This window comes from Flavobacterium gelatinilyticum, assembly GCF_027111295.1.
GTDB classification, from domain to species: domain Bacteria; phylum Bacteroidota; class Bacteroidia; order Flavobacteriales; family Flavobacteriaceae; genus Flavobacterium; species Flavobacterium gelatinilyticum.
In genome coordinates this window covers 1,214,201-1,235,664 of sequence record NZ_CP114287.1, presented here as the reverse complement: position 1 = coordinate 1,235,664, position 21,464 = coordinate 1,214,201, and the positions used below count along the sequence as shown (strand labels likewise).

Below are 21,464 nucleotides of genomic sequence, written 5' to 3'. Positions count from 1 at the left end.
TATGATTAAGATTACCATAGTATCAATTGAAGATATTGAAAAAATTCAGGAGATTGCACACACTACATGGCCTGTAACATATGGCGAAATTTTAACTGCAGCACAATTAAATTATATGCTGGAGATGATTTATTCTAAGGAAGCGCTTTTAAAGCAAATTGAGAATAAAGAGCAATTGTTTTATTTGATTTCAGATACCAATTCCACAATTGGCTTCATCGGAATTGAACACAATTATAAAAATGAAGCTGTAACCAAGATTCATAAAATTTATCTTCTGCCGGAAACACAGGGAAAAGGTTACGGCAAAATAGTTTTTGAAGAAATTGAAAAAATGGCTTCAGAAAATCATTCAAAGGAACTTTTATTAAACGTAAACCGTTTTAATACCGCTTTGAATTTCTATAAAAAACTAGGTTTCGAAATTAAAGAAACGGTTGATATAGAAATTGGAAACGGTTATTTGATGGAAGATTATGTGATGGGAAAGGAGATTTGAAAATTATTTTTTTCCCGCAATCTTGTCTCCTTCGTTGGAATTGTGTAAAAAAGCATAGAAAAAATCAGTTTTCTTCTGCGTTTTTGCAAAGCAAATCTGTGTCATCCGTGTTCTGTTTTTTAGATACTTACTACGTAACAATCACATCATGTTTAAACAGTAAACCTTTTACTTCATTTAGAGAAAAAACAGCTTTCTTTAATTTGGTTTTAGATGGATCGATCGTATAATTGCGGCTTGTTTTAAAATCGGCTTTGTTGGCGATGGCTTTAGCAAATTCAGAACGATATAAGTCGCAGTTATAGAAAACGACATTCGTAAGATCTGCAGCCATAAAATCAACAGCTATTAAACTGCAGTTAGTAAAAAACGTTCCTTTTAACTTTAGACCATAAAACTTTGAAAAGTCTAAAATACAGTCATTAAATTCGATTTCAAAAATCAGTTTATCGCACATTGCAAAATTAACGTCTTTGATTTCGCAGCGGTTAAAAGCGGCTGTTCTAAAAGCGGCATAATTAATTTTGGCTTCATTAAAAATACAGTCGTTAAAAGCGCAGTCTATAAAAGTAACAGCCACAAAAAAACAGGCCGAAAAATTACAATTATTAAAAACACAGCCTTCAAAATCCTTAAAATTCAGGTCTTCTTTTGCGTAAATTAATCCATTGTATTCTTTGTCAGGATAATATTCGTTTTGTTTTTTCAACTTTGTTTTACTGCATTTTTTTGAAAGGGAAAGATACTATTTTAAGCTAAAATATTAAGTGAAATTTGTGAACAAAATTTATAAAATGCTGTAGCTTTACACTTAAATTTTAAGTCAAAAATACATCAATTTTACGATATGGAACCAACAAGAAAGGAACATGATTTTTTAGGAGAGTTAGAAATCCCAAATCATTTATACTACGGAATCCAAACTTTTAGAGCGGTAGAAAATTTCAATATTACCGGAATCCCAATTTCAAAAGAACCTTTGTTTATCAAAGCTTTAGGTTATGTGAAAAAGGCCGCGGCTTTGGCAAATAAAGATTGTAATGCAATCGATCCAAAACTGGCCGAAGCCATTTGCTACGGAAGTGATCAGGTTATTGCAGGAAAATTTAACAAGGAATTTGTGAGTGATTTAATTCAGGGCGGGGCGGGAACTTCTGTCAACATGAATGCCAATGAAGTTATTGCCAATATAGGTCTCGAATATTTAGGTCATAAAAAAGGAGAATACACTTTTCTTCATCCCAATAATCATGTAAACTGTTCGCAGTCTACAAACGATGCGTATCCATCTGCTTTTAGAATCGCTTTATATTTAAAGATGGAAAGTTTTATTAAAACTTTTGCAGGTCTTGAAGTCGCTTTTGCTAAAAAAGGAGAAGAATTTAAAGATGTTTTAAAAATGGGAAGAACGCAGTTACAAGATGCAGTCCCAATGACTTTAGGGCAGGAATTTAAAGCATATGCAACCACAATTGGCGAAGATATTCAGCGTTTAAAAAATGCTCAGGAATTGCTGCTTGAAATTAATATGGGCGCAACAGCCATAGGAACAAAAGTAAATGCACCCGAAGGTTATCCTGAACTTTGCGTAAAATATCTGGCAGCAGAAGTTGGAATTCCGTTAACACTTTCACCGGATTTAATTGAAGCAACAGTCGATACCGGAGCATATGTTCAGATCATGGGCACCTTAAAACGTTCTGCCGTAAAGATTTCTAAAATTTGTAACGATTTACGATTATTAAGTTCCGGACCAAGGACCGGTTTAAACGAAATCAATCTGCCGCCGCGTCAGCCTGGTTCATCAATTATGCCGGGGAAAGTAAATCCCGTAATTCCTGAAGTAGTAAACCAGACCTGTTTTTACGTAATCGGACAGGATTTAACCGTAACTATGGCAGCAGAAGCCGGTCAATTGCAATTGAATGTAATGGAGCCTGTTATTGCTTTTGCGATGTTTACTTCGTTAGATTATCTTTCAAATGCTATTGAGACTTTAATCGATAAATGCATTAACGGAATCACAGCCAATGTAGATCACTGCTACAATATGGTTATGAACAGCATTGGCATTGTAACACAATTAAATCCGATTATTGGTTATGAAGAAAGTGCCAGTATTGCCGGAGAAGCTTTAAAAACAAATAAAAGCGTTCATCAAATTGCTGTTGTAGAAAGAAAACTTATTACACAGGAAAAATGGGATGAAATATATTCTCTTGAAAATTTGATCCATCCTAAATTTATCACAAAGTAAAATTTATGATAAATAAAATTATATCAAGCCGTCAGTGATCTGACGGCTTTTTCTTTTATTTCTATTTAATTTTTTATGTAAAGTGTTGTAAATGAATTATATTTACGTAAAACTTAAATGAAGTAAACCCAAAACACTAAAGTGGAATTTTTGAAAACCTTTAATTTGCAATCTAAAAATACAATTGCAGTTTTATGCAGTTTTGTTTCATTATGCCTCAATGCGCAGTCTGAAATGAATTCCCAAAACCCTCAAATATGTCCGCCTAAAACCATTTTAGAAATCTTTAAAAAGAAAGAATCCGTTTTAACAGCCAAACCCGTTAAGAACAATTTTTTTCTGGTAATTCCCGCAATTGGCTCACAACCTGCCACCGGATTTTTCTTTGGCGGTGTTGCGCAGTACACGTTTAAAGGAAAACAAGAATCAGATAAATATTCCGTTGCCAATCTGGGAGTTTTGTACACCCTGAAAAATCAATGGATGATTAATATAAAAAATAATATTCTGCTTAAAAACAACCGGATATTTTTGAGCGGTGACTATAGGATTTATCTTTTCTCGCAGCCCAATTACGGATTAGGAACTGATATAATTCCACCTCTTCGTGATCACGATTCAGATTTTAGCATTGATTCGATTGCACAATCCATGGATTACAATTATTTTAAGTTTCATCAAACCGCTTCTTTTGAAGTAAAAGAGAACTTTTATGTTGGCGGAGGAATCAATATCGACTGGTACACGAGTATACGGGATGAAGAACTGGATATCGAAAACGGGAATTTGACGTATCATTACAATTACAGCCAAAAGCATGGATTTGATGATTTTGAATATTTTCTAACCGGAGTGAGCCTCAACCTTGTTTATGATTCACGCGACAATCAGGTCAATTCTTCAAAAGGCTGGTATGCAAATCTTAATTACAGGTTTAATCCAGTTTTATTTCATAATCAGAAATACAGTAATGTTTTGTTTACAGAATATAGGCATTTTATTCCGTTGTCAGTTCGAAATCCCCGCTATATTTTAGGTATTTGGACTTACGGGCAATTTATAACCAGAGGAAAAGTCCCGTATTTAAATCTTCCGGCAATTGGCTGGGATCAGCGAAGCAGGGGTGGAGAAGGTTACACCCAGGGATTGTTCAGAGGAAATAGTCTGGTTTATTTTTCGGCCGAATTTCGTTTTCCCATAACCTGTAACCAAATGTTCAGCGGCACCGTTTTTACCAATTTTGTAACAGCTAGTAATTCAGATACCAATTTGTCGCTTTTTCATACCATTCAGCCCGCGGCGGGACTTGGATTAAGAATTTTAATTGACAAAAAAACACGAACTAATCTGGTGGTTGATTATGCGTGGGGAAATAAATCAACAGGTTTTTACGTAAATGCAGGTGAAACTTTTTAAATAATTTTGTTTTGCCGTTTATGTAAAAATCTATCAAAGAGAAAGCTATTAGCTGACCTATTGGTCCGGCCGGCTTAGAAAAGCAGGTCTCGACTTTTTAGTTTAGACTCGGAGCGTTGTTAAGCTTTAATTTTAAAAATTAAGAACTTTACTTAAATAAATGATGGAAAGCAGCTTAATGGCTGCTTTTTTTTATCTAAAACCGAAATGTTCATAATTAAATCATAATTTATAACGATTTAGAATAGTAATTTTAGAGTCAATCCCTATTTTTGTTGTATATACAAATTAAAATGAAATTACTTATAGTCGAAGACGAGCCAAATCTTTTATCTATTTTACGTAAAGGATTTGCAGAAAATAATAACGAAGTAAGTGTGGCTCTCGATGGCAAAACAGCCCTTGAGATGATCCAGAATTATAACTTTGATGTTGTCGTTTTAGACGTAATGTTACCTGATATTAACGGAATTGAGATTTGCAGAAGACTGCGTGCGGGCAAGAATTTTGTTCCTATTTTGCTTTTAACCGCTTTGGGAACTTCAGAAAATATTGTAACAGGGCTTAATTCCGGCGCCGATGATTATCTCGTAAAACCGTTTAAATTTGGAGAACTGGATGCCAGAGTAAATGCGCTGCATCGGAGAGCACATCAGGAAACCGATAAAATTGATATTATCACCATTGGCGATTTAGAAATTAACGGACGTGCCAAAACAGTTAAAAGAGACGGAGAATCGATTATTCTTACGGCAAAAGAATTTAAACTTTTGTATTATCTTGGAAAAAATGCCGGAAGAATCGTTTCACGCGATCAGATTTTAGATAATGTCTGGGATATTAATTTTGATATGAACACCAATGTAGTCGATGTTTATATCACCTATTTAAGAAAAAAAATAGATAAACCTTTCAAAACCAAACTCATTCATACCATGAAAGGACTTGGTTACGTCATAAAAGAATAAAATGGATATCAGGAAAAGAATTACTTTTACTTACGTAGCACTTTCGACTTTTAGTACTTTGTTACTGAGTGTAATTGTATTCGTTTTGTTTAGGGAAAACAACAGGTATCATTTTTTGAAAAGACTCGAAGACAGAGCCAAAATCGTGGCTTCGATTCATTTTCAGCATGATCCCGAAAAAATAAAGTATTACAGTAATCTTAAAAAAAACGGACTCGAAGAACTTATCGAAGAAGAAGAATATGTTCTTAAGATAAACAGTGCCAATAGTTTCGATTATAATACTAAACTCAATCTTCCAAATCGGTTTTATTCTAATATACTGAAAACCGGAAGCGATTATTTTGAAACCGACAGCAAATATTATCTTGGACAGATATTTACAGAACGCAGCCAGAAATATATCGTAATTGTGGGCGCGCGCGACCGCAGAGGAAAAACAACAACCGTTTATATTGTAAAAATATTGGTTTTTGGAGGTATTGCATTTATATTTCTTGCTTTCTTTTTAGGGCGTTTTCTCGCAAAGCGAGTTATTAATCCTGTTGCCAGAATTACCAAAGAAGTAAACCGAATTAGTGCTTCGAACCTTCATAACAGGCTTCCGGAAGTTAAAAACAATGACGAAATTTCGGATCTTACCGAAACTTTTAATGATATGCTGGACCGGCTTGAAACTTCATTTGAAATTCAGGCCAACTTTATCAATAACGCTTCTCACGAATTAAAAACACCTATCACAACAATTATTGCCGAAGCCGAAATTATGCTTCTTAAAGAACGTCAGGTAGCAGAATATGTAGAATCTCTGCAGAATATTTACGGGCAGGCTTCACGATTAGGGAATTTAACCGAAAGTTTATTAAAGCTGACCCAGACTGGTTACGATGGTAATAAACAGGTTTTAGATATCGCCCGAATTGATGAATTGCTGCTGGATGTAAAATCAGATCTGGATAAAATTTTCCCGGATAACCGAGTGAGTATCAAAATGAATTTTGCCCCAAAAGATTCTAATCTGCTTTTAATTCCGTGCAATAAACCGCTTCTGGAACTGGCGATCAACAATATTGTTACCAACGGAGTAAAATATTCTGATAACAATGAGGTGTTTGTAACCCTTTCGGCGAATCAGGAAGCCATTAAAATTTCGATAAATGATATCGGAATTGGTATACCGCCCGAGGATATTCCGCATTTGTATGAACCATTCTTTAGAGGAAAAATTGCTGCCAAATATATTGGTTACGGATTAGGATTACCGCTGGCATCTAAGATTATCCGCATGCACGACGGAGAGATACAAGTACAGTCCGAGCAAAATAAAGGAACAATTGTTACGATTATTTTCAGGAAATCAAATCCTAAAAAAAACAACATTAAAAATTCTAATGTTTAAATTTAGAAAATTCTAATTTAAGATTAAGACCCTTCTAATTATCAGGGAGTTATTTTGTCTGTATAAACTTAAAGATTATGCATATGAAAAATTTTCTGATACCTACGACTTTAAAAGACGATACTATTTCGGCTGTAAAATCGGCGATAAGCCAGGCAAAAAAATCAGATTGCGAAATTGTTTTGATGATGGTTTCGGATACTCCGGATGCTTTTTCATCTTCTAATTTTTTGCGCGAAATGCGTACCGGACTTACCAAAAGTCAGGAGGAAGTTTTAGAAACCTGCAGGTATATGATCGGTCATACACCAAACTGCAAAATTAAAATCCACAACCAATATGGACTTTCTTCTCCAATTTTTAGAGGAATAATAGAACATTTTGCAGTAAAACTGGTTATCCTGACACATTCTTATAAACAGGAAACCAAACGTATTCATCAATATCTGGTGCAATTGGCCGGAAACCAAAAATGTCCGATCCTGCATTTAGGAAACGAACAGTTCAAACAAGATTTCACCAAAGCATTGTATATCGAAAATAGCAGCGCCAATGTGCATGTTAAAGATGTACAGCAGTTCCTGAACGAGAATTTTTCATATGAAATCGTAAGTCAGACCTCTAAAATCGATGATAATTTCGAAAGTCTGGCACCTTATTTATCAGAAGCCATTTCGAAATATGAAATCGATTTATTGGTAGAAACCCGCAAAGGCGAAAAAATCAAATTTAAAAAAGTAAAAAAACAATCAATCAATGAAAAACTGGGACTGCCGGTTCTTTCATTGTACGAAGAGGCATAAGCGAGCCTCTTTTTCAGGGGAAATAATAATTTAATTTAAAACCGATACTATGTTGTTAAAGAAAAGAATACCAATGAAGTACGTTCTCGGGAAAATTAAAGTAGAAATCGTACTGGTTTTAGTATATACAATGGTGTTTGAAGTACTGCATCATTATTTTGTAAACCTTCCGGTAGATATCCCGATAGCGATTCCAACGATGATTGGAACTATTATTTCCCTTTTACTGGCGTTTAAATCCAATCAGGCGTATGATAGATGGTGGGAAGCCCGAATTGTCTGGGGAGCCATTGTAAACGATTCCAGAACCTTAATCCGTCAGGTGCTTACCTTTTATAAAGACCCTGATATGTCGGTTGAGGCAAGCGAATTCAAAGAAAATTTTGCCAAAAGACAAATTGCCTGGTGTTACAGTTTAGGCCAGTCGCTGCGTGGCAGAGATGCCTCCAGACCGCTTGAAGGTTTAATGAGCGAAGAAGAAATAAAATATGTACAGAATCACCAAAACGTGCCAAATGCTATTTTAATGCTTCATGCACGCGATTTGAGAAATGCAAAAAAGGATAAAAGATTCAATGCCTACCAGCAGGTAGAAATTGATAATACATTGTCAAGATTATGCGATGAAATGGGGAAATGTGAAAGAATTAAAAACACCATTTTTCCAACAACATACAGTATGTACATCCGCTTAACGTTGTGTTTATTCATCTTTTTGCTTCCTTTTGGACTTACAAGTGTACTGAGCTGGTTTGCGATTCCGCTGATTACAGCTATTGGAGCGGCTTTCTTTTTAATCGAAAGAATGGCAATTCATTTGCAGGACCCTTTTGAAAACCGCCCTACCGATACGCCGGTAACCACGATTGCCAATACAATCGAGAAAAATATAAAACAAATGCTGAACGAATATCAAAGCGAGTTTGATATTATTAAGGAATTTGATTTGATGGAAGAACCAAAAATGGTCGAAAAAGACGTTTATTTCGTCTTATAATATTAGTTTGGTCTCTTAATTGTTGGACCGGACAGCGTGTAGTTGTGCTGTCCGGTTTCTTTTTACCCTGACCTGACCAGCGAACAGATGAAATAATTGCACGAATCTGTACGAATCTAATCTGTAGTAGTAAAAATAAACGCAATATTTGTCATTTCGACCGAAGGGAGAAATCACACTCGAAAATTGATAAAGATTGGCGATATTCTGTGAGGAGTTACTTGTGCGATTTCTCCCTTCGGTCGAAATGATAAACTTAGCGCTAAAAAATCAAAAAAAAACAACTATACTACAACTGTTTAGCGGCCAGTCTTCCCAAAGTTTGTATGGACTGTCGTAACTCATTTGTCCACGGAAGACCAAAACTCAATCGCATACAATTCGAAAACTGATCCTGAAAAGAAAAAATCCTTCCCGGCGCAATACTGATATTATGCTTTAAGGCCAGATGATAAAAAGCGGCCGTATCGATCTTTTTATCCAGTTCAACCCAAAGGAAAAAACCGCCCTGAGGCTGGCTCACTTTTGTTCCCGCCGGAAAAGACTCTAAAACCGTATTAATATAATTATTGCAATTGTGGTTTAATATCTGCCGGATTTTACGAAGATGGTTTTCATAACGTCCGTTTTTCAAAAAATCGCCAACTACTTCATGTGTAATAGTAGGTGAGGAGATCGTGTGATACAATTTGGTACGCAGGACTTCTTTTTTGAATTTTCCCGCAGAAACCCATCCCACACGATAACCCGGTGCAAGAGTTTTAGAAACCGAACTGCAGCAAAGTACAATACCGCTCTCATCGTACGTTTTGCAATTGGTCGGCCGGCTTGCGCCAAAGTATAAATCGCCGTGAATGTCATCTTCGATCAGCGGTACATTATAAAACTCCATTAAACGTACAATTTCTTTTTTATGCTCATTTGGCATCATGCTTCCGGACGGATTGCTAAAGTTGCTCATTAAAACACAAGCCTTTACCTTATTTCCTGCCAGTGTCTTTTTTACCGCTTCCAGTTCGATTCCGGTTGTCATATTGGTAGGCAGTTCCATTACATATAACCCCAATGATCTGGCTAATTGAAGAATACCAAAATAAACCGGACTTTCGGTAATAATCGTATCTCCCGGTTTAGTCAAAGTCAGCAAACAATCTGAAATGGCCGAAATACAGCCGGGAGTTGTAATAATATCATCTTCGGTCAGAGAACCGCCCCAGGTAAACGACCAGCGTGCGATTTCTTTACGAAGATTGCTGTTTCCCTGAATTTCCTCGTAACTCGTGCCGCTGTTTGGCAATTGCCGCATTGCCTGAACCATTCCTTTATTCAGTTTTGCAATGGGAAGTAATTCATTTGAAGGAAAACCAAGCGAAAGCATCGTAACATCTTTGGTACGCATATCGCCGTAAACCAAATCGATTAAATCTTCACGCTCAATATTTTCCAGACTTAAAACAGGAGAACTGGCAGAAGGTTCCGGAATAACTCTTGCCGAAATATTGCTCACATAATAACCGGATTGCGGACGGGATTCTATCAGCGAGCGGCTTTCGACTTCATAATATGCCTTGCTCACTGTACTCATGCTGTAGCCCGTTTCGCTGCAGACTTCTCGTATAGATGGCAGTTTGTCGCCCACATTTAAAAGACCGGATTTTATCTGTTTTTCTATAACATCGGCAAACTGCAGATAAAGGTAGTTGGAACTCTTCATAAAAATAAACTGTTACGCTGCAATTTACAAAAACTGTATCTGTATTGCTGTTTTATTTTTAAGAAATTTGTCCCAACAAAAAACAAATTAAATCGTGAAAACAACAAAGTATTATACCGCTGCAATTATCGCTTTTGCAATCTGGGGTTTTTTCAGTTTGGTATTAAAGCCTATTCACGATTATCCTTCGATTGATATTTTGTTCTTTCGTGTTTTTAGCTGCAGTATTTTAATGCTTTTAATTGCTGTTTTATTCAAAAGAAACAAAATAAAAGAAGCTGCAGTTGTATTTAAATCACTTTCGGCTTCAGAAAAGAAAAAAGCTGTTTTACTTAACATAGGCGGGAGTTTCTTTTTAATGGCAAACTGGTTCACATTTATATATGCTATGAACCATGTTACTGTAAAGGCAGCATCGCTTGCGTATTTAGTCTGTCCCATTTTAACCACCTTACTGGCGTTTTTTATCTTAAAAGAAAAACTCATTAAAACACAATGGCTGGCTGTAAGTATAAGTATATTAGGTATTCTGCTTTTATCTTATGCCGATATTATGGATATGTTTTTTGGTATCGTTATCGGACTTACATATGCTTGTTACTTAGTGAGTCAGCGAGTAAACAAAGGGTTTGATAAATTCATTATGCTGACTTTTCATATTACTGTGGCAGCTTTGGTTTTACTGCCTTTTTATCCGGCGTACAGCGGACCTGTTCCAACCGAATTCAGATTTTATTTCTTTATAGAAACCATTGCAATTGGGTTTACCATAATTCCGTTATTCCTGAATCTGTATGCACTTTCAGGCATCAATTCTTCAACTGTAGGCATGCTTTTAAATATCAATCCAATGATTGCTTTTATGCTTGCTGCTTTTTTCTTCAAAGAAAATATAAGCCCGTTACAAGTTGCGGCGTATGCTTTAATTTTTATTGCCGTGTTAGTTTTTAATTCACATCATCTTTTTGCCATAAAGCAAAAATATATCCTGTCGTCTAAAGATTCTCGCTAGTAAATTTGTATTTTTTATTGGTTTAAGGTATAAAATTACGAGAATCTTAACAGGGTTATTACACAGGAATGAGTATTTTTCATTCCTGTTTTTTTATGCAGTAAAATGAAATCTGCGGTAAAACAAACTATTAAAAACCGAATCGCTATTATATGAAAACTACCAAACTTCAAGCCTTTACTCCCTTATTTTATTTAGTCTGGTCGGATGATTTGCTGACTCAGAAAGAATTTAAAACGTTAAAAGAGTTCATAAATTCGCTGACAGCCTTGTCTCAGGACGAAAAAGAATTTCTGCTTTCAAAAGTAGATATTTCAAATCCGCCTTCTCGAAATGAACTTACACAATGGAAACTGGATATTGAAAAAAGTATTGAAGACAGATCGTCTATAAAGTCCATTTTTGATATTGCAAAAGCACTTTCAGGAAATGATCTGGATTTAACGCCTATAGAATCTGATTTTAGAAAACTCGAAAATGATCTGGGAATTTTAGGAGAAGAAGCACTGCAGAATTTCAAAACAAAAGCAGGTTCGTTTACAGCCAATTCGCACACATCAGATAATTTTGATATAAAAAAAATAACAGAACTTCTGGACGGAAAAGAAGCTGCGATCATTAAAAAAGTAAAATCGGTTATTTCCAGACCTGAATTTGCTTATGAAACTTCAACCGATATAAATGTTTTCCGTCAGACAGTTTACAAGTGGTGTAAAATCCTTGCCGATGAAAATCTGGGGAATATGGCCTATCCAAAACAATACGGTGGCGGTGAAAACATAGCCGATTATTTTGCAATTATGGAAACGCTGAGTTATCACGATTTAAGTCTGGTGATTAAATTTGGCGTTCAGTTTGGACTTTGGGGAATGAGCGTTCAGTCGCTTGGAACAGAGAAACATTATGCTAAATATTTAAAAGATATTGGTTCACTGAAACTTCCGGGTTGTTTTGCCATGACCGAAACCCATCACGGATCTAACGTAAAAGGTTTAGAAACTACAGCAGTTTACAATCACAGCGATCAGACTTTTACAATTCATACACCCAATAAAAACGCACAGAAAGAATATATTGGAAACGCAGCAGTTCACGGACAAATGGCAACTGTTTTTGCAAAACTAATTATAGATGGACATGATTATGGCGTAAATGCTTTTGTAGTACCGTTACGTGATCCTGACGGAAAGGTCGTAAACGGAGTTACAATAGGCGACTGCGGACATAAAATGGGTTTAAACGGAGTTGATAACGGAACAATACGCTTTGACAATGTGGTGATTCCAAAAGAAAACATGTTGGATCGTTTTGCCTCTGTAAATGATAATGGAGAATTCGAAAGCCCGATCCCTAGTGATAACCGAAGATTTTTTACCATGTTAGGAACTTTGGTAGGAGGAAGAATCGGAATTCCGCGTTCGGCTTTGGCAGCAGCCAAATCAGGATTAACGATTGCTATTCGCTACAGCGATCAAAGAAGGCAATTTGGCCCTGAAGGCGGCTCAGAAGTTCCAATTTTAAATTACAGAATGCATCAGCGCAGATTATTGCCGCATTTAGCCAAAACCTATGCTGTACATTTTGCACTTCAATATCTAACCAATAGATTCCTTAACAGAACCGAAGCCGAAATGCAGGAAATAGAAGCTCTTGCTGCGGGAATGAAATCATATTCTACCTGGAGTACAAGAGATATTCTGCAGGAATGCCGGGAAGCTTGCGGCGGAAAAGGATATTTATCTGAAAACAGAATCGATGCGCTTAAAAACGACACCGAAATTTATACCACTTTCGAAGGTGATAATACGGTTTTAATGCAATTAGTTGCCAAAAACCGTTTATCTGAATTCAGAAAATCGTTTGGTGAAATGGGTTCTCTGGGAATCATTAATTATGTGTATGAAAATGCCAAAACAGCAATTGCAGAGAAAAACCCAATTGCGACCAGAAGAACAGAAGATGAACATTTACTGGACAGTGAATTTCACTTACAGGCATTCGTTCACAGAGAAAAAACAATTCTGGCTTCGGCTGCAAGACGTATCAAAAAACTGGTAGACGGCGGACTCGAAGCGTATGATGCTTTTAATGTCGTACAGCACCAAATGATCGATGTAGCTCAGGCTTATCTGGAACGTATTGTTCTGGAACAGTTTCAGGAAGCTTTAAAAACGGTTAACGACGAAAATTCAAAACAAATCCTGACCAGATTGTATCAGCTCTTTGCACTTTCTCAGATCGAGAAAAACAAAGCTTGGTACCTGGAAGACGGTTATATGGAAGCCGTTAAAACAAAAGCCATTCGTAAGCTGGTGAATCAGTTATGCTGGGATATTCGTCCGGATGCCGTGGCACTTGTGAATGCTTTTGATATTCCCGAAAGCTGCCTGGCAGCGCCTATTGCGGTAAAAAACTAAAAGTTATAAAAACAAAATGATTTCAGCTCTCTGCGCGTATAAGTGAAGCTGAAATCATTTTATTTATATCAAATTAATTTATGTGATAAAATTTATTATAAATAAAGCATTGAAGAAGCATTTTTGATGTATTAATATTTCATTTTTTTCTATAGCTGCTTTACTATATTTGTATTTCTCTTAGATCAGTCAAATTGAAAAAATATTTTGTATTTCTATTTCTCATTGCGATAAGTTTTCCGGCAGCTGCTTCGGAGAATATAGATGATATTTTAGCGAAATTAAATCTTGCCCTTCAAAACAAAGAACATTACGTTCGGTTGAAAGAAGAACGCATTTCTAATTTCAAAAAAATAAAATCAAATAACTTAACAAAAGAGCAGGAGTACAATTACAATAAAACCTTGTATACCGAGTATCAGAAATTCAATTCTGATTCGGCTATTTTGTATGTTCGAAAAAATCTTAAAATTGCAGCCGAACTTCAAAATAAAGAACTCGAAGATCTGGCCAGTCTGCAGTTGGTAACCTTATATTCATCATCAGGAAAATACCGCGAATCTGAAGCCATCATCAAAAGCATCAATAAAAACAAATTATCAAAAGATTTACTGCCTTTATATTATGTAGCCTACAGGGAATTTTTTGAGCATTATGCCGCCAACAGTTACGATGTGAGTTATGTAGAGCAGATACGAAAATACCGTGATTCACTACTGCTGGTTCTGGACAAGAATACTTTAAGCTACAAAATCAATAAAATTCAACAGGGTTTATCGCAGCGAAAAATAAAAGATGCCCCAAAGCAGCTGCTGGCATTACTGAAAGATGTAAAAGAAGAAAACCCCCAGTATGCCATGATTACCTATTTGCTGGGAAATATCTATGAAAAGACAAAACAGCTTGAATTAAGAAAAAAATACTTTGCACTTTCGGCAGCGGCCGATTTAAAAAATGCCAATAAAGATAACGCTTCACTACAGGAACTGGCCTTGGTTTTTTACGAAATGGGCGATGTCGATATGGCGTACAAACTAACGCAGTCGGCTATTGAAGACGCACTTTACTGCAATGTACAATTTCGAACCCTTTTAATGTCTGAAGTATATTCGATCATCAACACTGTTTATTTAGAAAAAGAGGCCAAACGCAAAAGCGAATTACAGCTTTATCTGGTTTTGATTAGTTTATTATCGGCATTTTTGATTGCAGCGGTCATTTACGTTTACAAACAAATGAAAAAAGTTTCGAGAATTCGTGCGGAACTTTATGAAACCAGTCAGAAACTTGCAGAATTAAATAAAGATATTACCGCAGCCAACGAACAGCTGCAGGAAACCAATTCGCAGTTGTCTGAATCTAATCATGTTAAAGAAGAATATATTGCCCATTTTTTCAGCCTTTGTTCGGCTTACATCAACAAGCTCGAAAATTACCGTATTATTTTAAATAAAAAAGCAACCGCCAAACAGTTTGACGAGATTTATAAAATGCTCAAATCGACTACTCTGGTTGATAATGAACTCGAAGAACTTTACAAGAATTTCGATATCATTTTCCTTAATTTATATCCAACTTTCGTGAAGGATTTTAATACACTGTTAAATCCCGAAGAACAAATCATTTTAAAGCAGGGAGAATTACTTAATACTGAGTTGCGAATTTTCGCTTTGATCCGGCTTGGAATTACAGACAGTGTTAAGATTGCGGCATTTCTTCGTTATTCTTTAAGCACGATTTACAATTACAGAACCAGAGGAAGAAATAAAGCCGCTGTTTCTAGAAATGATTTCGAAGAAAGGGTCATGAAAATAGGCTCAATGACATTGAAATCGTAAAGAAAAAAAATAAAAGCACTACTTTTTTTACTGCTTATTTTTTATTATGTTGTTGTAAATCAATGTTTTGATTTTTTAATTTACTACTTTTTTGCGTTTAAAAATCTAACATGTTCTATAACGTTTTAGTTTTACATTACTATTAAAGGTACAATTGACCACTAGTACCTTTAACAGAATTATTGAATGCTTAAATACTAATAGTTATGTTTAAAAACGTTAAAACAATCGTTGTTTTAATTTTATTGAGTTCATTCGGGGTGAATGCACAAAATAAAGTTCCGGTTTATCTTGATGATAAAAAGCCAATTAATGAGCGTGTAGAAGATGCGCTTAAGCGAATGACAACTGAGGAGAAAATTGCCATGATTCACGCACAGTCTAAATTTAGTTCTCCGGGTGTAAAACGTCTTGGAATTCCTGAAAACTGGATGACTGACGGACCGCACGGAATTCGTACTGAAGTAAAATGGGACGAATGGGATCAGGCAGGATGGACCAATGATTCCTGTATCGCTTTTCCGGCTTTAACAGCACTTTCTTCAACATGGAATAAAGAACTTTCTTCTTTATACGGTAAGTCTATCGGAGAAGAGGCACGTTACCGTAACAAAAACGTACTATTAGGACCCGGAGTAAATATTTACAGAAGCCCATTAAACGGACGTAATTTTGAATACATGGGCGAAGATCCGTTTTTGGCTTCAAAAATGGTAGTTCCTTATATTAAAGGAGTTCAGGCAAACGGTGTTGCAGCCTGTGTAAAACACTTTGCCTTAAACAATCAGGAAACAAATCGTAACTCTGTAAACGTAATCGTAGACGACCGTACTTTATACGAAATCTATCTTCCGGCTTTTAAAGCTGCAGTTCAGGAAGGTGACGTTTGGTCGATTATGGGATCATACAACAAATACAAAGGACAGCAATGCTGCCACAACGAATATTTATTAAACGATATTCTTCGAGGCGAATGGGGCTTCAAAGGTGTTGTAGTTTCAGACTGGGGCGGGGTAAACGATACCAAGCAGGCAATTCACAATGGTTTGGATATGGAATTTGGTTCATGGACAAACGGTCTTACATGGGGAACCAGCAATGCTTACGATAACTATTATCTCGCAAAACCATATTCTGAAATGATCAGAAAAGGAGAAGTAGGAACAAAAGAATTAGACGAAAAAGTACGTCGTATCCTTCGTTTATCTTTCTTGACTACAATGGACAGAAACCGTCCGTTTGGATCTTTCGGAACAGAAGAACACGCAGAAGCAGGCCGTAAAATTGCCGAAGAAGCAATTGTATTATTACAAAACAACAATAACATCCTGCCAATTAACCTTTCTAAAACTAAGAAAATTGCGGTAATTGGTGAAAATGCTATTAAAATGATGACTGTTGGAGGAGGAAGTTCTTCTCTAAAAGCAAGATACGAAATCACACCTCTTGAAGGATTAAAGAAAAGAATAGGAAATCAGGCTGAAATCGTATATGCAAGAGGTTATGTAGGAGATCCTACAAGCAACTATAATGGAGTAGTAGCAAAAGTAAGTTTAGAAGAAAAACGTCCGCAGGCTGAATTAACCGCCGAAGCTTTAAAAATTGCCAAAGATGCTGATATTGTTCTTTTTATTGGAGGTTTGAACAAAAGCGAAAATCAGGATGATGAAGGACACGATCGTAAACATTTAGAATTACCTTACGGTCAGGATAAATTAATCAGCGAATTAGCGAAAGTAAATAAAAACATTGTTTTTGTAAATATCTCAGGAAATGCTGTAGCAATGCCATGGATCAAAGAAGTTCCGGGAGTTGTTCAGGGATGGTTCTTAGGAACTGAGACCGGAAATGCTTTAGCAAATGTATTAGTAGGAGATGTAAATCCATCTGGAAAACTATCTTTTACTTTCCCTGTAAAATTAGCTGATAACGGAGCACACGCTTTAGGAGAATTCCCTGGAGGCGATGATGTAAAATACAACGAAGGAATTTTTGTTGGATACCGTTGGGCAGACAAAAACAAAATCAAACCATTATTCTCATTCGGTCACGGATTAAGCTATACAACTTTTGCTTACGGAAAAGTAACAGCTGACAAAAAACAAATGACATCGGGAGATAAAATTACTTTCTCGGTTTCGGTTAAAAACACAGGAAGCCGTGACGGATCTGAAGTGGTGCAGCTTTATATCAGCGATTTAAAATCATCATTACCACGTCCGGTAAAAGAATTAAAAGGCTTTGAAAAAGTTTCTTTAAAAGCAGGAGAAGAAAAAACAGTAACCTTTACAATCGATAAAACAGCTTTAAGTTTCTTCGATGATAAAAAACATGACTGGGTTGCTGAACCCGGAGCTTTTGAAGCGATTGTAGGAGCATCTTCAACAGATATAAAATCTAAAGTGGGCTTCTCACTTCAATAATTTCATTATTTCTAAATTGGTTGGTTAGTAAAGCTGCAAGTGTAAAATTTGCAGCTTTGCTTTATAAAAAAGATAGAAGTAAAGTTTGAGAATTTAAAAGTTTTTCTAATCTTGTAATAAATATCTAATAAAAAACAAAAATGAAACGAATACTACTAGTAACCGCAGTTTTTATTTTATTTCAAAACCTTTCCGCACAGACTCTTAATAAAATGCAGTGGTTTAATGAACCTGAAAAATGGGAAATTAAAAACAATGCTTTAATTATGAATGTAACGGCAAACAGCGATTATTGGAGAATTTCGCATTACGGATTCACGGTTGATGATGCGCCGTTTTATTATGCAAATTACGGAGGCGAATTCGAAGCCAAAGTAAAACTGACCGGAAATTATATCGCCCGTTTTGACCAAATGGGATTAATGATTCGCATTGACGAAAAAAATTATATTAAAACCGGAGTAGAATTTGTTGACGGAAAATTTAATGTCAGCACTGTTGTAACGCACGAAAAAAGCGACTGGAGTGTAACAACATTAGAAAAAGCACCGCCGTTTATCTGGATTAAAGCCGTAAGAAGACTTGATGCTGTTGAAGTGTTTTATTCATTTGATGATAAAAATTACATCATGACCCGAAATGCGCCTTTAGAAGACAATAAACCTGTAATGGTTGGTTTAATGGCCGCTTCTCCGGACGGAAAAGGTTTTGAAGCCAAATTCGAAAACTTCACCGTAAAACATCTGCCGGATCAAAGAAGAGCAGATTGGCTTAAAAATCACCAATAGGTTTTAAATTTCAAAATTTTAAATCCCAAATTCCAATTTTAGGAGATAAAAGAAATCTAAAATCTAAAATCTGCAATCCAAAATCTAAATCAAAAAAATCTAACCTAACCTTAAATAAACCAATACAAATGAGTTCAGTTACAGTTGATATTCAACCCAAAAAACATTACGAAATTTTAGACGGTCTGCGTGGTGTTGCTGCTATTCTGGTAGTAGCTTTTCATATTTTTGAAGCCTTTTGCGGCGGTAACCGTTTTATTCAAATTATCAACCACGGGTATCTTGCGGTTGATTTCTTTTTCCTCTTATCCGGATTTGTTGTCGCGTATGCATACGACGACCGCTGGGGAAAAATGACACAATGGGATTTTTATAAACGAAGATTAATACGATTACAGCCCATGGTCGTTATGGGAATGATCATAGGAGCAATTTTCTATTATTTTCAGGCATCAGATATATTGTTTCCACAAATTGCAGGAATGGAACTGTGGAAAGTTATTGTAACAATGGTAATTGGGTTTACTTTATTACCAATTCCGCCCTCAATGGAAATTAGAGGCTGGGGCGAAATGCACCCTTTAAATGGTCCGGCATGGTCACTTTTTTTTGAATATATCGCGAATATATTGTACGCCTTGTTTTTCCGCAGATTTTCAAATAAAGTAATGTCGGTTTTTGTACTGATATTTGCCGGACTATTAATTAATTATACCGTTTTTGGACCAAAAGGAGATGTAATTGGCGGCTGGTCTTTAAATCTGGAACAAATGAATGTAGGTTTCACCCGATTGTTATTCCCGTTTTTTGCCGGAGTTTTATTATCCCGATTAGGAAAACTAATTCATATAAAAGGAGCCTTTTGGGTTTGCAGTATTTTAATCACAATTGTTTTGGCACTGCCAAGATTTGGAGACGAAAATACGTTATGGATCAATGGTTTATATGAGTCATTCTGTATTATTTTGATCTTCCCGTTAATTGTAGCAATTGGTGCAGGCGGACAAATTAAAAATGCATTTTCAAACAAGATCTGTAAACTTTTAGGCGATATATCGTACCCGATTTATATTACGCATTATCCGCTTATTTATTGGTTTACCGCCTGGGTTGTAGATGAAAAAGTTTCACTGAAAGACGGTTATCTTGCAGGAATTGGAGTTCTGATTGCAAGTATTGTTCTGGCATATTTATGTTTAAAATTATACGATGAACCGGTTCGTAAATGGCTTCAGAATAAGTTTCAGAGAAAAAGAGTTTCTTTGTAATTGCAGAGAGACTAAGAAACAAAGTGGCAGAGTAAATCTTATAAAATAAATTTCTATATTTTGTTAGTTAGGAATTTTTAAAGAAGGGATGAAACTTTTAAAGTTTTCATCCCTTTGTTATTTATATATATAATTTCAAACACGAATAATCGTAGAGACGCACCGCAGTACGTCTCCTTAAATACCTGTTATTTCCTGTGAAAATATAAAAAATCATATTCCCGAATTACTGCAATTCATAAAAATTACGTTTTCCTATTTTAATCTTTGTTTCTTTTTGTAATGAAATCAATTCAAACGGATTTATAATTTTTTCATTATTGATCTGAACCGCACCGCTTTCGATTAATCTTCGGTTTGCCGATTTAGTGATGTCGTTTTTTATAAAAGCACAAAGGTCAAGCAGCGCTATTTCATCAGATTTATTTTCGAAAGACGAAATTAAAACCGGAACAAACGATTTTGCTTCAAAATTTTTGTTTTGAAACTGATTGATGAAAAAATCCTCTGCTTGATCGGCTTTATTTTCATCATGGTATTGACTGATGATATTTTTGGCGATTAGTTTTTTGATGTTCATTGGGTTTTCATTTTCTAATCTTTGTTTGATTTCCTGTTTCTTTTGAATAGAAAAATTAGTTGTCAATTCTAAAAATTCCAGAATAAGATCATCCGGAATCGACATTGTTTTTCCAAACATTTCATTCGGTTCATCAATTAATCCGATAGTATTGTGCAGCGATTTGCTCATCTTTTCTTTTCCGTCAAGCCCTTTTAATAATGGCATGCACATTACAATCTGCGCCGGCATTTGAAAGTTTTCCTGTAATTGTCTTCCCATTGTACAATTGAATAACTGATCAGTGCCGCCCATTTCGATATCGGCATTTATTTTAACCGAATCAAACCCCTGCAAAATCGGGTAAACCAGTTCGTGCATGGCAATTGGCGTATTCTCTGTAAAACGTTTATTAAAATCATTTCGATGCATCAATTGCGCCACCGTGACATTTGACATAATCTGGATTACTTCAGAAAAAGAAAGCGCATCCAGCCACTCCGAATTAAAAACGATTTTAGCTTTTTTAACATCGATAATTTTAGATAATTGCGAAATGTACGTTTCAGCATTGTGCTGTACTTCTTCGATACTCAGTGGTTTCCGGCTTTTGTTTTTTCCGGTGGGATCACCAATTCGGGCAGTAAAACTTCCCACTACAATTACAATCTGATGTCCCAGATCCTGAAACTGTTTCAGTTTTTTCAATACAACCGCGTGTCCCAAATGCAGGTCGGGAGCAGTAGGGTCGAAGCCCAGTTTGATAATCAGCTTTCGGTTTTCTTTTTCGGCCTGATTTAGTTTTTCTTCCAGACCATTTTCAGGAAGAAAGATTGCGGTATTCTCTTTAAGTTTTTGAAGTGTTTCCATTTTTTTGAAAATAAAAAAGCCCGGACAAAATGCCCGGGCTTTAAGGTTTATATAATTTTTATCTGTTTAATTTACAATCGCGAATACGTTGAATTATATGCATAGCCTTTCCGAGCAAGTATTATTGCATAATAATAAGTGCTGAAAAAAGGAAGGCGTAATATGCTGTTCAAGAATTTCATTTCGGGTGCAAAGATAAATTTTTTATATTAATTTTTAATCCGTTAGGTTAAATA

General features: G+C 35.7%; 16 protein-coding genes. 13 read left to right on the top strand and 3 right to left on the bottom strand.

The annotated features are described in order from the left end of the window. Nucleotide 1 precedes the first annotated feature (1 nt). On the top strand, nucleotides 2-499 hold the full coding sequence (locus OZP11_RS05185; protein WP_281234164.1) for a GNAT family N-acetyltransferase: 498 nt from the start codon (nucleotides 2-4) through the stop codon (nucleotides 497-499). Between the two features lie 130 nt (nucleotides 500-629). Here OZP11_RS05185 and OZP11_RS05180 read toward each other — a convergent pair whose 3' ends face one another. Continuing rightward, complete coding sequence (locus OZP11_RS05180) at nucleotides 630-1,208, bottom strand: pentapeptide repeat-containing protein (protein ID WP_281234163.1); 579 nt, start codon at nucleotides 1,206-1,208, stop codon at nucleotides 630-632. 138 nt (nucleotides 1,209-1,346) lie between these two features. Here OZP11_RS05180 and aspA point away from each other — a divergent pair, with 138 nt between their 5' ends. The 6 genes from aspA (at nucleotide 1,347) to OZP11_RS05150 (ending at nucleotide 8,339) form a co-directional block, all read left to right on the top strand. Continuing rightward, nucleotides 1,347-2,756: an aspartate ammonia-lyase gene (gene aspA / locus OZP11_RS05175; protein ID WP_281234162.1), complete on the top strand. Its 1,410-nt coding sequence runs from the start codon at nucleotides 1,347-1,349 to the stop codon at nucleotides 2,754-2,756. 141 nt (nucleotides 2,757-2,897) lie between these two features. Then, a complete protein-coding gene (locus tag OZP11_RS05170; RefSeq protein ID WP_281234161.1) occupies nucleotides 2,898-4,172 on the top strand; it encodes a BamA/TamA family outer membrane protein in 1,275 nt (424 codons plus the stop codon). Between the two features lie 293 nt (nucleotides 4,173-4,465). After that, on the top strand, nucleotides 4,466-5,140 hold the full coding sequence (locus tag OZP11_RS05165) for a response regulator transcription factor (RefSeq protein ID WP_281234160.1): 675 nt from the start codon (nucleotides 4,466-4,468) through the stop codon (nucleotides 5,138-5,140). Nucleotide 5,141: 1 nt separating this feature from the next. Continuing rightward, nucleotides 5,142-6,539: a sensor histidine kinase gene (locus tag OZP11_RS05160; protein ID WP_281234159.1), complete on the top strand. Its 1,398-nt coding sequence runs from the start codon at nucleotides 5,142-5,144 to the stop codon at nucleotides 6,537-6,539. 83 nt (nucleotides 6,540-6,622) lie between these two features. Further along, nucleotides 6,623-7,342: an adenine nucleotide alpha hydrolase family protein gene (locus OZP11_RS05155; protein WP_281234158.1), complete on the top strand. Its 720-nt coding sequence runs from the start codon at nucleotides 6,623-6,625 to the stop codon at nucleotides 7,340-7,342. Between the two features lie 49 nt (nucleotides 7,343-7,391). Then, entirely contained in the window at nucleotides 7,392-8,339 is a 948-nt protein-coding gene (locus OZP11_RS05150) for a bestrophin family protein (protein ID WP_281234157.1), read from the top strand. 289 nt (nucleotides 8,340-8,628) lie between these two features. On the opposite strand, the gene OZP11_RS05145 is transcribed toward OZP11_RS05150, so the two are convergent. Next, the gene (locus OZP11_RS05145) at nucleotides 8,629-10,053 is read right to left on the bottom strand and encodes an aminotransferase-like domain-containing protein (protein ID WP_281234156.1); all 1,425 of its coding nucleotides are present in this window, start codon (nucleotides 10,051-10,053) and stop codon (nucleotides 8,629-8,631) included. Nucleotides 10,054-10,147: 94 nt separating this feature from the next. Here OZP11_RS05145 and OZP11_RS05140 point away from each other — a divergent pair, with 94 nt between their 5' ends. The 6 genes from OZP11_RS05140 (at nucleotide 10,148) to OZP11_RS05115 (ending at nucleotide 19,799) form a co-directional block, all read left to right on the top strand. Next, a complete protein-coding gene (locus OZP11_RS05140; RefSeq protein ID WP_281234155.1) occupies nucleotides 10,148-11,065 on the top strand; it encodes an EamA family transporter in 918 nt (305 codons plus the stop codon). 152 nt (nucleotides 11,066-11,217) lie between these two features. Then, entirely contained in the window at nucleotides 11,218-13,482 is a 2,265-nt protein-coding gene (locus OZP11_RS05135) for an acyl-CoA dehydrogenase family protein (RefSeq protein ID WP_281234154.1), read from the top strand. Between the two features lie 194 nt (nucleotides 13,483-13,676). Further along, nucleotides 13,677-15,320: a SusR family glycan utilization regulator gene (gene susR, locus OZP11_RS05130; protein WP_281234153.1), complete on the top strand. Its 1,644-nt coding sequence runs from the start codon at nucleotides 13,677-13,679 to the stop codon at nucleotides 15,318-15,320. 206 nt (nucleotides 15,321-15,526) lie between these two features. After that, the gene (locus OZP11_RS05125; RefSeq protein ID WP_281234152.1) at nucleotides 15,527-17,743 is read left to right on the top strand and encodes a glycoside hydrolase family 3 C-terminal domain-containing protein; all 2,217 of its coding nucleotides are present in this window, start codon (nucleotides 15,527-15,529) and stop codon (nucleotides 17,741-17,743) included. A gap of 140 nt (nucleotides 17,744-17,883) precedes the next feature. After that, on the top strand, nucleotides 17,884-18,531 hold the full coding sequence (locus OZP11_RS05120) for a DUF1349 domain-containing protein (protein ID WP_281234151.1): 648 nt from the start codon (nucleotides 17,884-17,886) through the stop codon (nucleotides 18,529-18,531). Nucleotides 18,532-18,659: 128 nt separating this feature from the next. After that, on the top strand, nucleotides 18,660-19,799 hold the full coding sequence (locus OZP11_RS05115; protein ID WP_281234150.1) for an acyltransferase family protein: 1,140 nt from the start codon (nucleotides 18,660-18,662) through the stop codon (nucleotides 19,797-19,799). A gap of 226 nt (nucleotides 19,800-20,025) precedes the next feature. Here the strand turns inward: OZP11_RS05115 and tyrS are convergent, their stop codons facing one another. Further along, nucleotides 20,026-21,228: a tyrosine--tRNA ligase gene (gene tyrS, locus OZP11_RS05110; RefSeq protein WP_281234149.1), complete on the bottom strand. Its 1,203-nt coding sequence runs from the start codon at nucleotides 21,226-21,228 to the stop codon at nucleotides 20,026-20,028. Nucleotides 21,229-21,464 lie beyond the last annotated feature (236 nt).

What these genes read in the sequence shown, in the direction of transcription:
- OZP11_RS05185 (WP_281234164.1), top strand. Translation starts at nt 2, where the DNA reads ATGATTAAGATTACCATAGTATCAATTGAAGATATTGAAAAAATTCAG.
- aspA (WP_281234162.1), top strand. Translation starts at nt 1,347, where the DNA reads ATGGAACCAACAAGAAAGGAACATGATTTTTTAGGAGAGTTAGAAATC.
- OZP11_RS05165 (WP_281234160.1), top strand. Translation starts at nt 4,466, where the DNA reads ATGAAATTACTTATAGTCGAAGACGAGCCAAATCTTTTATCTATTTTA.
- OZP11_RS05160 (WP_281234159.1), top strand. Translation starts at nt 5,142, where the DNA reads ATGGATATCAGGAAAAGAATTACTTTTACTTACGTAGCACTTTCGACT.
- OZP11_RS05155 (WP_281234158.1), top strand. Translation starts at nt 6,623, where the DNA reads ATGAAAAATTTTCTGATACCTACGACTTTAAAAGACGATACTATTTCG.
- OZP11_RS05150 (WP_281234157.1), top strand. Translation starts at nt 7,392, where the DNA reads ATGTTGTTAAAGAAAAGAATACCAATGAAGTACGTTCTCGGGAAAATT.
- OZP11_RS05145 (WP_281234156.1), bottom strand. Translation starts at nt 10,053, where the DNA reads ATGAAGAGTTCCAACTACCTTTATCTGCAGTTTGCCGATGTTATAGAA.
- OZP11_RS05135 (WP_281234154.1), top strand. Translation starts at nt 11,218, where the DNA reads ATGAAAACTACCAAACTTCAAGCCTTTACTCCCTTATTTTATTTAGTC.
- OZP11_RS05125 (WP_281234152.1), top strand. Translation starts at nt 15,527, where the DNA reads ATGTTTAAAAACGTTAAAACAATCGTTGTTTTAATTTTATTGAGTTCA.
- OZP11_RS05120 (WP_281234151.1), top strand. Translation starts at nt 17,884, where the DNA reads ATGAAACGAATACTACTAGTAACCGCAGTTTTTATTTTATTTCAAAAC.
- OZP11_RS05115 (WP_281234150.1), top strand. Translation starts at nt 18,660, where the DNA reads ATGAGTTCAGTTACAGTTGATATTCAACCCAAAAAACATTACGAAATT.
- tyrS (WP_281234149.1), bottom strand. Translation starts at nt 21,228, where the DNA reads ATGGAAACACTTCAAAAACTTAAAGAGAATACCGCAATCTTTCTTCCT.